Below are 12685 nucleotides of genomic sequence, written 5' to 3' on the forward strand. Positions count from 1 at the left end.
TCAGGATACATCATGAGAACGCTAACTGTATTTTTATGTGTTATTTATCTAAGTGGCTGCACAGTCGCTGGTGTTATAATTGATGAACAGGCACAATTAAATGCACGTGATAATAAATATAGTAATAGTCCTGCTCGTTCAGAGCCTTATAAAAATCTACTCGAACCTATACCTAAAAACAAAAACGGGTTCAGTTTTACCGATTTAGGATTGAAAATAGATTCATTGCTAATCAATTTAGTAAAAGGTGAGGGAAATACGGTACAAGTTTGCAGGCAAGTGAGTAAAGTATTAAAAGAGTGTGTAGAAGTAGAGAAATCTGATCTACACACTAATGAGGTTACGCAGTTAAAAACTGACTATGAAATGATAAGTGTTGGTCAATAAAGCTGCTTATAAAAAAGTAACTATGATCATAACCTGCTTGCATTTCAATACTAAGCGGATAGCCTTTATTTTTAGCAACAGCCGCTAAGTTTTGCGGCTTAAGTTGCTCCTCTAAAAACCCATCGGCATCGCCCTGTGTTACAAGCATAGGGAGAAAATCAGCCTGCTGCGCTTTTTTCATCAACTCGCACGAATCGTATTGAGCCCAAAGCGCTTTGTCGGTGCCTAAGTAACCCGTAAATGCTTTCACGCCCCACGGGCAGTCAATTGGATTAACAATAGGGCTAAAGGCCGATGCGCTAACATACGCTTTAGGGTTTTTAAGTGCCACCATTAAAGCGCCGTGGCCGCCCATAGAGTGACCACTAATAGCTTTAGTGCTTGTTACCGGGAAGTGTTGCTCAATAAGCATAGGTAGTTCATCAACTACATAGTCATACATATTAAAATGTGTATTGAACGGTGCTTGCGTTGCGTTTACGTAAAAACCCGCGCCTTGGCCAAAGTCGTAGTTATCGTCATCAGGAACACTATCACCACGTGGGCTTGTATCAGGCGCTACAATAGCAATACCCAGCTCAGCTGCTTTTTTAAATGCGCCGGCTTTTTGCATAAAGTTTTCGTCTGTACAGGTTAAACCCGATAGCCAATAAAGCACTGGCACTTTATTAGTCTCGCTTGCGCCTGGTGGTAAAAATACTGCAAAACGCATTGTGCAATGGGTACTGGTTGCAGTGTGGGTATATTGTTTGTGCCAACCACCTGCTACTTTTGTACTTGAGATATTTTCTAACATAAAAATCCTTAAAAGCCGCAAACAATTAAGTAATACGGCTTTTTAATACATAAGTTACCAATAGCGTATTAGTAGTGAATTACTGTACGAATACTTTTACCTTCGTGCATTAAATCAAACGCATCGTTAATTTCTTCAAGGCTCATTGTATGGGTAATAAAGTCGTTAAGCGCAAATTCGCCTGCCATGTAACGTTCAACAATTTCAGGTAATTGCGAACGGCCTTTAACGCCACCAAATGCGCTACCACGCCATACACGCCCTGTTACAAGCTGGAAAGGTCGGGTTGAAATTTCTTGGCCAGCACCGGCCACACCAATAATAACCGACTCACCCCAACCTTTATGACAACACTCAAGTGCTGAGCGCATTACATCAACGTTACCAATACACTCAAACGAATAATCAACACCGCCATCAGTCATATCAACAATTACTTCTTGAATTGGTTTGTCGAAATCTTTTGGATTAATTAAATCGGTTGCGCCAAGTTTTGTTGCAAGGTCAAATTTGCTGGTATTGATATCAACACCAATAATGCGACCAGCGCCGGCCATTTTTGCACCAATAATGGCCGATAAACCAATGCCACCTAAGCCAAAAATAGCCACGGTATCGCCTGGTTTTACGTTTGCAGTGTTTGTTACCGCGCCCATGCCTGTGGTTACACCACAGCCTAATAAACAAATCTCTTCGAGCGACGCTTCTTTATTTACTTTTGCAAGTGAAATTTCTGGCAGTACGGTGTACTCAGAAAAAGTAGACGTGCCCATGTAGTGATAAATTGGTTGGCCGTCTTTAAAAAAGCGTGTAGTGCCATCTGGCATTAGGCCTTTACCTTGTGTTTCGCGCACTGCTGAACATAGGTTAGTTTTGCCCGAAGTACACATTTTACATTCACCACATTCAGCAGTGTATAAAGGAATAACGTGATCGCCTACTTCAACACTGGTTACGCCTTCGCCCACTGCATACACAACGCCTGCACCTTCGTGGCCTAAAATTGCTGGGAAGATACCTTCCGGATCTTCACCTGATAAAGTAAATGCATCAGTGTGACAAACACCTGTTGCAGTAATTTTTACCATTACTTCGCCTTTTTTAGGCATCATCACATCAACTTCTTCAACGCTTAAGGGTTGGTTTGGACCCCATGCAATAGCTGCTTTTGATTTTATAAATTCAGACATGTACTTATCCTTTGTAGTGGTTTTAAATAACAATTGTAGACCCAAAGTGTTTGGGTGATGGCTCTATTGTATTTGTTTCTCAAATAATGATAATCTCTGATTTATTAAAACACTTTTACAGTATGGTAATAATGGCACGTTGGGATGGCATAGACGAGTTTATAGCCGTGGGTGAAGAGGGCAGTTTTACAGCAGCGGCTAATGTACTGGGGTTGTCGGTTGCTCATATAAGTCGCCATGTAACGGCGTTGGAGCAGCGTTTAAATACCCAATTACTCACCCGTACCACCCGAAAAGTGGTATTAACCAAAGAGGGTGAAGCCTTTTTACATCAAACTAAGCAATTACAACATGCTATGGACGATGCAACGCAAAGTTTAGCAACGCAGCAAACAACGCCTAAAGGTAAAATTAAATTAACAGCTCCGGTTATGTATGGTGAAACTTTTATTATGCCTATTGTGCACAATTTTATGCATGATCACCCTGAGGTTGAAGTTATTGCTACACTTTCTAACGAGCAAGAAAACCTACTCGAAGGCGGGTTTGATTTAGCCATACGGTTAGGGCATTTAAAAGATTCAAGCCACAGAGCACGGCGTTTAAGTGCTCGGCGCTTTATAATGTGTGCCTCCCCCGATTATTTATCCCGAGTAGGCGAGCCTCATACCCTAGGTGAGCTAACACAACATCAATGTTTAATTGGTAACAGTAGTTACTGGCGAGTAAACGAAAACGGCCGTGATAAACACATTAAAATTGCAGGGCGCTTGCGCTGCAATAGTGGATGGGCGTTAGTTGATGGCGCAAAAAAAGGCTTAGGAATAGTCCAGCTACCTAATTATTATATTGAAAATGAGCTACGAACAGGCGAGCTTGTGCCCGTATTAACCCCTTATCAGCCGGAACAAGAAGGTGTGTGGGGAATTTACCCGCCGCGTCAGTTTGTTGCCACTAACGTAAGAGTATTACTCGATTATTTAGTGGCTGGACTTGAATAAAGTGCGCTTAAAATATAGCCAAGTGTAAGATTTATAAATTATTTCTTACATTTATGGTCATATTCAATTCATCTTAGTTCGTGCTACTATAGCCGCACACTTTTAGCATAAATGTTTTAAATAATATGTTTCAACCGGTTAGCTTATTTATAGGGCTCAGATATAGCCGCTCCTCTAAAGGAAATGCGTTTATATCGTTTATTTCATTTTTTTCTATTGCCGGAATAGCCATAGGTCTAATGGCCTTATTCACTGTAAGCAGTGTAATGAATGGCTTTGAAAACAGTTTAAAAACTAATATGTTAGGGCTCATTCCTCACGTAGAAATACAAGCTAATAAACACACCCGCGCGCAAATGAATGCGTTAAAAGTCGATTTAGAGCGCTCAGATTACGTAGATCACGTAAGCCTATACCGCCATGGCGAAGCCATTTTGCAAACCAATAAAGACTTACACGGCGTATTACTGCAAGGCTTGTATGGCGATAACGGCTCGTTATATAAAATTACCGATAAAGTTGTGCAGGGCAATTGGCAAAACGTTTTAAATGATAGCTACAGCATAGCTATTAGCCGTTATTTAAGCCGTAAACTTGGTGTTGGTATGGGAGAAAAATTGCGCGTAATTATGCCTAATGCCTCTTCATACACGCCACTTGGACGTGTACCTAGTCAGCGTTTATTTAAAATAGCCGCAATATACGAAACCGGCTCAGAAATAGATATGGGCCTTGCATTTACCAGCGGTGCATCTTTACAGCGGGTATTAAAGCTTAACAAAAATACCGCGCCTAACTTAAGTGTGTCGTTACATGAACCCTTTGAATTAGCGCAATTTACAAAGGACAGCCAACTTATTTTACGCGATTATCAAGTAAGTGACTGGCGCAGTAGCCAAGGCACGTTATTTGCCGCGGTTGCCATGGAAAAACGTATTATGTCTATGTTGTTAGGGCTGATTGTATTAGTGGCTGTATTTAATATTGTCTCAGCATTGACAATGATGGTGAGTGAAAAACAAGGGGAAGTGGCGATATTACAGACCTTAGGTTTAACGCCTTCACAAATACAAAAAGTATTTATGGTGCAGGGCTTGTATAACGGCGTTATTGGCACCGCGATAGGGGCATTTTTAGGTGTATTGTTTAGCATATATATTAATGAACTACTCGCTGCTGTAGGGCTAAACCTACTCGCAGGTGCAGAGCTTCCGGTAAAGTTTGATGTGTTAAGCCTCGTTATTATTGCGCTTAGCAGTATTGCAATGAGCTTTTTAGCCACTTTATATCCTGCGCGCAAAGCCGCAAAAGTAAAACCAGCAGAGGTATTGCGTTATGAATGATTTAGTTATTAGCTGTCAAAACTTAAGTAAAGTTTATCAAGATGGCCAAAACCAAGTAGAAGTATTAAAAGGGGTAGACCTATCACTTAACCAAGGAGATATGCTGGCTATAGTGGGCAGCTCGGGCTCAGGGAAAAGTACCTTACTGCATATTTTAGGCACCCTTGATACGGCTACATCGGGCAGCGCTAAAATAAAAAATCAAGAGGTTGCTAAATTATCGCGAACAGATCAAGCGGCGTTTAGAAATCAAAACTTGGGCTTTATTTATCAATTTCACCATTTATTAATGGAATTTAGTGCAGTTGAAAACGTGGCTATGCCGCTGTTAATTAAAGGGCTCAACGCTAACGAAGCGAAAGAGCAAGCGCTTGAAATGCTCGATAAAGTAGGTTTAGCGCATCGTAGTGAGCATAAACCATCAGCACTGTCGGGTGGAGAGCGCCAGCGTGTTGCTATTGCCCGAGCGCTGGTGACTAAACCCGCATTAGTGTTAGCCGACGAACCTACCGGTAACCTTGATAAGCAAAATGCAATTAAAATTTACGATTTAATAAATGAGCTAAATAAAAGCTTAAATACTAGTTTTGTAGTGGTCACTCACGACTTAGAGCTTGCAGACAAGCTAGGTAAAATTGCGTATTTAGATGATGGCAAACTTGCCATTAAAGAGTCGCACCATGTTGCTTAGTTTATTTTTAAGTGAACGTTTTAGAGCGTATTCTGGGCATAAAGACGAAAAAAACGCATTTGTAAGCTTTATTGCCAAAGCTTCTACTGTTGGTATTTTATTAGGGGTGGCGGTGTTAATTGTTGCGCTTTCGGTTATTAATGGCTTTGAGCAGCAACTTGTGCATCGTTTATTAAGTGTGGTACCGCAAGTTGAATACGTAGCGCCAAGCAGGCCAATTGCCAATTGGGCTGAAAAAGTTGAACGGCTACAGCATCAGCCACATGTTACTGGTGCTGCGCCATTTATAGCGGTAAATGGTATGGCGCAATTTAAAAGCCAGCTAAAAGCGGTAGAGATACGCGGCGTTGAACCAAGCTATGAAGGAAATGTATCGGCCATAAACCAATTTACCCAAGGCACACTGGTTAGTCAGCTGCGCACGAATGACGTTATTTTAGGCCAGCAAATTGTTAAGCAATTAGGCGCTAATATAGGCGACACTATTACTTTACTCATTCCTAAAATTAGTGAGCAAGGCAAGTCACTATTAGCCCCTAAACGCGTAACGTTAACACTTGCGGGCATTATAGAAATGGGTGGCCCAATAGATAGCACCGCTGCGTTTATTCATTTAAAAAAAGCACAAAGCGTTTTAGGTTACGATAATAGCCAAGTAACTGGGCTTAGGTTAAGTGTTGATGACGTATTCGAGGCGCATCAAATTGCACTGCGAGTTGGTCAAACTATTAGTGATTATGTGTACGTGTCTAGTTGGTTTAGAACGCAAGGTAGCTTGTACCAAGATATACAAATGGTACGTACCATTGTTTATATAGTGGTATTTTTAATTATAGCGGTAGCCAGTTTTAATATTGTGTCATCCTTGGTAATGGAAGTACGCGAAAAGCAAGGCAACATAGCTATTTTAAAAACCATGGGCGCTAAAGACAGTACTATTTTAGCTACATTTGTCATGCAAGGTTTAACGCAAGCTTTTGTTGGGGTACTACTTGGTACATTAGTCGGGGTTGTACTTGCGCTTAATATAAGTGAGCTGTTTACATGGGTGAGTCATTTATTCGATGCTAACCCACTCGAAGGCGTTTATTTTATTGAATTTTTACCCAGTAAATTAGTACTCAGTGATATAGGTATAACAGTGATAGTTACCTTTATTTTAGCTGTACTTGCTACTATTTATCCCGCGTGGCAAGCAACGCGAGTCGACCCTGCAAAAGTGTTGGGTAATTAACAACTTTTTATAGCGTAAATATCAATAGGGCAGGGTGCCTTAAGCTGCTAAACTGCGCGCTCATTTAACGTGGGCGCTCTAATTTAGCCTCGCTCTCTACTCAGGAAATTACTTTGACAAATAACGATATTTTACGCCGTGTTCGCTATACCTTTAATTTAACCGATACTGCCATGGTCAGTATTTTTGCCGCCGCAGAGGCAACAGTTACCATTGAGCAAGTTGTTGCATGGTTAACAAAAGAGGGCGAGCAAGGGTTTGTTAAAATGTCAGACACTGAGTTTGCTACGTTTTTAAATGGCTTTATTAATACTAAGCGTGGCAAGCGTGAAGGCCCACAGCCTGTGCCAGAGGCTAAGTTAACCAATAATATTATTTTTATGAAACTGCGTATTGCGCTAAACATGAAAGCAGAAGATGTAATAGCAACGCTTGCATTAGTTGACTTTGATTTAAGTAAACACGAATTAAGTGCGTTTTCTCGCAAAGTAGAAAACAAACATTACCGTGTGTGTAATGACCAAATTTTGCGTTTGTTTTTAACAGGCGTTCAGCAGCAGTATCGCCCCGCAGAGTAAATAAATTATTTATCGCTAAAAGCTCAGCAATTGCTGAGCTTTTTTGTAGTTAATATTTGCGGCTAAGAAAAGACCTTATCAGTAAGTAATTGCTGCATTTGCTCTCGCATTTTAAACTTTTGCAGTTTGCCTGTTACTGTCATTGGGTAACTCTCTACAAAGCGAATATAACGGGGCATTTTAAAATAGGCGAGTTTGTCTTTTAAAAAGGTACGTATTGCTTGCTCATCAAGAACTGCATCTTCTTTTGGTTGGATCCACGCGCACACTTCTTCACCGTACTTTTCATCACTAATACCAAATATAGCGGCATCTTGAACACCTGGATAAGTGTAAAGAACCTCTTCAATTTCGCGTGGGTAAATGTTTTCGCCACCTCGAATAATCATGTCTTTAATGCGGCCAACAATAGTAACAAATCCTTCGCTGTCCATTACCCCTAAATCACCAGAGTGTAACCAACCTTCATCATCTATAGTGGCTTGTGTTTTTTCTTCGTCATTCCAATAGCAGCGCATTATACCGGCTCCTTTACTACAAACCTCACCGGGTACTCCTACTTTTTGAATATTACCTAGTTCGTCAATAATTTTAACTTCAGTGTGAGCAAGGGCGCGGCCAACGGTTGTTACTTGACGCTCTATTGATGAGTCAGTTTCGGTTATATTATTGATTGGGCTGCATTCTGTTTGCCCATACGCAATTAAAACCTGATGCATATTCATTTGTGTTTGTACTTTACGCATGACTTGCTCAGGGCACGTAGAACCTGCCATAACACCGGTGCGCAACGTGCTAAGGTTATAGTTAGTAAAATTAGGCAGCTCTAGCTGGCTAATAAACATAGTAGGTACACCGTGCAGCGCCGTGCAGCCCTCTTGTTGTACTACATCAAGCGTGGTTTTTGCATCAAATGCGTCACTGGGGTATATAGCTGCGGCGCCTTTAGTTACACACAAAAGACTGCCAAGCACCATACCAAAACAATGATACAGCGGCACAGGAATACATAGTTTATCTTGTGCTGTAAAATGCATAGCATCAGCAACAAAAAGTGCATTATTAAGTATGTTTTTATGCGTGAGTGTCGCACCTTTAGGGTTGCCCGTGGTGCCGGAGGTAAATTGAATGTTTATGTCCTGTTCGGCACTTAAATTTGCAGCAATAGCGTTGAGCTCTAGCTTATGAGCTGGCGTGGCCATATTCATAATATCAGAAAAAGAAAACATGCCAGGGCTTATTTCATCACCAATCCGTATTATATTTTTAAGGCTAGGTAAAGCGTGAGATGACAGCTTCCCATTTTCACACTGCTTAAGTTCTGGCGCTATACTATTTAACATATCTATATAGTTACTGCCCTTAAATTGCGAAGCGGTAATGAGTGTTGAGCACTCAACACTGTTTAATGCAAATTGAAGTTCGTTAGGGCGATAAGCTGGGTTGATGCACACCATAATGGCACCTATCTTGGCGCTCGCAAATTGGGTTAAACACCACTCAATGTTATTGGGTGACCATATTCCGACCCGATCTCCTGGCTTAATACCTATGGCTAATAGCCCCATAGCAAGTTGATTAACTTCTTTTTGAAACGCTCTGTACGTTAAGCGTACATTTTGATGGCTAACAACGACAGCGAGCGAATCAGGGTGTTTGTCGACAATAAAGTCAAAGTATTCGCCAATTGTTTTATCCGTAAGCGGCGTACTTTGCGCACCTTTAAAATAGCTTTTTGTGAGCGGTAATGTGTTTATTTGTTCTACTTCTTTTACCGAGCGCGATGGTGTAATCATGTGCTTCTCCGTATTAATGTGTGTCAGTTACTTATATCAATTCGTGATGATGAGTCAGTATTATTTTACGTAGCCTCTAATAGCTGTGTAGAAAATTAAAATAGTTAAGCGAATTGTTATGAGCTGTAGTTAAAATAAACACAAATTGTCGACAAAGAAAGAGGGGGTAGACTAATGTACTAAGCGTTAAGAGAAGTTAAATGAAAATGTTTTATAGAAGGGCTATAAAAAGCTAGGTTTTATGCAGACATAAAAAAAACGCCACTAAAAGGCGTTTTTATAATTTGTTTTAGTCGCTTAAAGGCTTATAGCTCATCACTGCGGTAGGTTTTTTTCATAATGTATACATAGGCATTAACAAAAGCGTTTTCTTGGTACTTTTTAAGGCCCGTGTCTTCAAACGCAATAGGAATTGGGTTGCGTTTGAGCTGCTCTTTAATTTCGGTCGTTGAGAACACGCGAACATCTAACTCTTCGATTAATTGAATCGCTGTTTCCATTTTAAAGCCCTTTGCACTGCCTGCAAATTTACCTTTAGGTTGGCGCTCACGAATGGCAACAGAATCAATTTGGTAATCTTGCATTAGTTTTGCAAAATCAAATTGAAATTTACGCATTATTTCAGTGTCGTTACCATTACCTAAGGTAAAGCGTGTTTGGCGCACATCGCGAATATCAAATACGTCGTTATCTTTACTTAAAATACAAAGTAGTACATCGCTACCGGTAATTTCTACACCACATGTTCTCATTGCTGTTCTCTAATATAACTTAATTGTTAGGTATTATACCCAACATCGAATAAATTGCGAGAGCGAGGCTTTGCGTGTGCATTTTAATAATCAATAAACTCAAGTTGTCACATCCTTAATTTAAATTAGCGAGCGAAAAACAAAAAAATGACTATTTTAGGTAAAATTTCAAGTAATGAGCGTGCTTTAAACTTGTAATTGATACTCTATCACGCGACAATATCTTTTTTGTAGTTGAGCAGACTCAGCATCTACATTAGTCATTTGTGGCGAAAAATAGTCAATGCTTATTCGTAAAAGCGTTGTCGAGTCATTCTCATTTAATTTATTTAAAAATACACGTGATACATTGTAGGTGTCACCACTGTATGTAAGGATTTATAATGCCAGTTATTACTCTTCCTGACGGCAGTCAGCGTAGTTTTGAAAACCCTGTAAGTACTCTTGATGTAGCTAACGATATTGGCCCTGGTCTTGCTAAAGCAACCATTGCTGGACGCGTTAATGGCGAGCGTGTTGATGCGTGCGATATGATCAACGAAGATTCGCGCCTTGAGATCATCACCGCAAAAGATGACGACGGCTTAGAAATTATTCGTCACTCGTGTGCTCACTTAATCGGTCACGCAGTTAAGCAGCTTTTCCCAGACGCTAAAATGGCTATTGGTCCAACTATCGATAACGGTTTTTACTACGATATTGATATGGAACATTCTCTGTCTCAAGAAGACTTAGACGCCATTGAAAAGCGTATGTTACAACTTGCAAAAACAAACTACGACGTAGTGAAAAAAAATGTAAGCTGGCAAGAAGCACGCGATACGTTTGAAGCGCGTGGCGAAACGTACAAAATGGAAATTTTGGACGAAAACATCGCAAAAGATGACAGACCAGGATTATACCATCACGAAGAGTACGTAGACATGTGTCGTGGTCCACACGTACCAAACATGAAATTCTGCCAAAACTTCAAAATAATGAAAGTGGCTGGTGCATACTGGCGTGGCGACTCTGAAAACAAAATGCTACAGCGTATTTACGGCACAGCGTGGGGCGATAAAAAGCAACTCAAAGCGTATCTTAAACGTTTAGAAGAGGCTGAAAAACGCGATCACCGCCGTATTGGTAAAGCGCTAGATTTATGGCACTGGCAAGAAGAAGCGCCAGGTATGGTATTTTGGCATAACGATGGTTGGAGCATTTATCGCGAGCTTGAAGAGTTTGTTCGTGAAAAACTGCGTGAATACAGCTACGAAGAAGTTAAAGGTCCAATGATGATGGACCGCTCTTTGTGGGAAAAATCAGGTCACTGGGAAAAATATTCAGACGCCATGTTTACCACAGAGTCTGAAAAACGCGAATACGCTATAAAACCAATGAACTGCCCAGGTCACGTACAAATTTTTAACCAAGGTTTAAAATCGTACCGTGATTTACCACTGCGTATGGCTGAGTTTGGTTGTTGTCACCGTAACGAACCATCAGGTGCTTTACACGGCTTAATGCGTGTACGTGGCTTTACACAAGATGATGCTCACGTGTTCTGCACAGAAGAGCAAGTAATGGACGAAGTGTCAGCGTGTATTAAGATGGTTTATGATACCTATGAGACATTCGGTTTTGACAAAATTGTAGTGAAGCTTTCTACGCGCCCTGAAAAACGCATCGGCGACGATGAAATTTGGGACAAAGCAGAGGTTGCATTAGCCGATGCACTTAAAGCAAACGACATTGAATTTGATTACCTACCAGGTGAAGGTGCCTTTTACGGACCTAAAATTGAATTTACTTTGTACGATTGTTTAGACAGAGCGTGGCAATGTGGTACAGTGCAACTCGACTTTGCATTACCGGGTCGTTTAGGCGCTACTTATGTAGCTGAAAACAACGAACGACGTACCCCAGTTATGATACACCGTGCTATTTTAGGCTCAATTGAGCGCTTTATCGGTATTTTAACTGAAGAATACGCTGGTTTATTCCCAACGTGGCTTGCGCCAAAGCAAGTGGTAATTATGAACATTACCGATAAACAAGCAGATTACGTGCACGAAATTGTACAAAAATTAAATAAACTTGGAATTAGAGCCGCTGCTGACTTGAGAAATGAGAAGATTGGCTTTAAAATCCGAGAACATACACTTAAGCGTATTCCTTACTTACTGGTTGTTGGCGATAAAGAAGTTGAACAACAGGAAGTAGCAGTACGTACCCGCACAGGTGAAGACCTAGGCAAATTTAATGTTGATGATTTTGTAGCTAAAATTAGCGAAGAAATTAAAAATCGACAGTAAAAATCGAGCGTGTAGGGCAATCACAAACAGCCAACTACACGCTTATATTATTGATATTCTTGGAGGAACGTACCATTAGAGGCGGCAAGAAAGGGCAACAAACAGCTCAAAAAAATCGTATTAACGAAGAAATTACAGCTCAAGAAGTTCGTTTAATCGACATCGAAGGCGAACAAGCTGGAATTCAGTCATTAAAAGACGCACAAGCTATGGCTGATGCAGCGGGTGTTGATCTTGTAGAGATTAGCCCAAACGCTGAGCCGCCTGTTTGTAAGGTTATGGACTACGGTAAGTTCATCTTTGAAAAAAGCAAAGAACTAAAAGAGCAGAAGAAGAAGCAAAAGCAAATCCAGATTAAAGAAATCAAATTCCGTCCTGGTACGGATGAAGGTGACTATCAGGTTAAGCTGCGCAACTTACGTAAGTTCTTAGAAGCTGGCGATAAAGCTAAGATCACTATCCGCTTCCGTGGCCGCGAAATGGCTCACCAAGAAATTGGTATCGAATTATTAAACCGTGTTAAGGCTGATTTAGAAGAACTTGCAGTAGTTGAGTCTTTCCCAAATCGTGTTGAAGGCCGTCAAATGGTTATGATGATGGCGCCTGTTGCTAAAAAATAATTT

General features: G+C 40.7%; 12 protein-coding genes. 8 read left to right on the forward strand and 4 right to left on the reverse strand.

Annotated elements, in window-relative coordinates:
* The first annotated feature begins 12 nt into the window (after positions 1–12).
* Positions 13–387 (forward strand): hypothetical protein, encoded by a 375-nt coding sequence (locus tag AN393_RS16310; protein ID WP_055018636.1) that lies wholly within the window; start codon positions 13–15, stop codon positions 385–387.
* Here the strand turns inward: AN393_RS16310 and fghA are convergent.
* On the reverse strand, positions 341–1183 hold the full coding sequence (gene fghA, locus AN393_RS16315) for an S-formylglutathione hydrolase (protein ID WP_055016444.1): 843 nt from the start codon (positions 1181–1183) through the stop codon (positions 341–343). The genes AN393_RS16310 and fghA overlap by 47 nt on opposite strands.
* A gap of 68 nt (positions 1184–1251) precedes the next feature.
* Positions 1252–2373, reverse strand: coding sequence for an S-(hydroxymethyl)glutathione dehydrogenase/class III alcohol dehydrogenase (locus tag AN393_RS16320; RefSeq protein ID WP_055016445.1), 1122 nt, complete (start codon positions 2371–2373; stop codon positions 1252–1254).
* A 131-nt stretch (positions 2374–2504) separates the two neighbouring features.
* Here AN393_RS16320 and AN393_RS16325 point away from each other — a divergent pair, with 131 nt between their 5' ends.
* The 5 genes from AN393_RS16325 (at position 2505) to AN393_RS16345 (ending at position 7220) form a co-directional block, all read left to right on the forward strand.
* On the forward strand, positions 2505–3374 hold the full coding sequence (locus AN393_RS16325; protein WP_055018648.1) for a LysR family transcriptional regulator: 870 nt from the start codon (positions 2505–2507) through the stop codon (positions 3372–3374).
* A 125-nt stretch (positions 3375–3499) separates the two neighbouring features.
* On the forward strand, positions 3500–4717 hold the full coding sequence (locus AN393_RS16330; protein WP_055018637.1) for a lipoprotein-releasing ABC transporter permease subunit: 1218 nt from the start codon (positions 3500–3502) through the stop codon (positions 4715–4717).
* Positions 4710–5408 carry a lipoprotein-releasing ABC transporter ATP-binding protein LolD gene (lolD, locus tag AN393_RS16335; protein WP_055018638.1) on the forward strand — a complete coding sequence of 233 codons (699 nt, stop codon included), beginning with the start codon at positions 4710–4712 and terminating at the stop codon, positions 5406–5408. The genes AN393_RS16330 and lolD overlap by 8 nt, the downstream gene beginning before the upstream one ends.
* The gene (locus AN393_RS16340) at positions 5398–6642 is read left to right on the forward strand and encodes a lipoprotein-releasing ABC transporter permease subunit (RefSeq protein WP_055016448.1); all 1245 of its coding nucleotides are present in this window, start codon (positions 5398–5400) and stop codon (positions 6640–6642) included. The genes lolD and AN393_RS16340 overlap by 11 nt, the downstream gene beginning before the upstream one ends.
* Before the next feature lie 113 nt (positions 6643–6755).
* Entirely contained in the window at positions 6756–7220 is a 465-nt protein-coding gene (locus tag AN393_RS16345) for a DUF1456 family protein (protein ID WP_055018639.1), read from the forward strand.
* Between the two features lie 62 nt (positions 7221–7282).
* Here AN393_RS16345 and AN393_RS16350 read toward each other — a convergent pair whose 3' ends face one another.
* Together AN393_RS16350 and AN393_RS16355 are read right to left on the reverse strand one after the other, a co-directional pair.
* Positions 7283–9016 carry an AMP-binding protein gene (locus AN393_RS16350; RefSeq protein ID WP_055018640.1) on the reverse strand — a complete coding sequence of 578 codons (1734 nt, stop codon included), beginning with the start codon at positions 9014–9016 and terminating at the stop codon, positions 7283–7285.
* Positions 9017–9321: 305 nt separating this feature from the next.
* Positions 9322–9768 (reverse strand): DUF3010 family protein, encoded by a 447-nt coding sequence (locus AN393_RS16355; RefSeq protein WP_004587837.1) that lies wholly within the window; start codon positions 9766–9768, stop codon positions 9322–9324.
* A gap of 383 nt (positions 9769–10151) precedes the next feature.
* Between AN393_RS16355 and thrS the strand changes: the two genes are divergently transcribed.
* Together thrS and infC are read left to right on the forward strand one after the other, a co-directional pair.
* Positions 10152–12062 (forward strand): threonine--tRNA ligase, encoded by a 1911-nt coding sequence (gene thrS / locus AN393_RS16360; RefSeq protein WP_004587838.1) that lies wholly within the window; start codon positions 10152–10154, stop codon positions 12060–12062.
* A 59-nt stretch (positions 12063–12121) separates the two neighbouring features.
* Positions 12122–12682 (forward strand): translation initiation factor IF-3, encoded by a 561-nt coding sequence (infC, locus tag AN393_RS16365; protein ID WP_024034072.1) that lies wholly within the window; start codon positions 12122–12124, stop codon positions 12680–12682.
* Positions 12683–12685: the final 3 nt, after the last annotated feature.

Source organism: Pseudoalteromonas sp. P1-25, from assembly GCF_001401805.1.
In the GTDB taxonomy this organism is placed as follows: Bacteria; Pseudomonadota; Gammaproteobacteria; order Enterobacterales; family Alteromonadaceae; genus Pseudoalteromonas.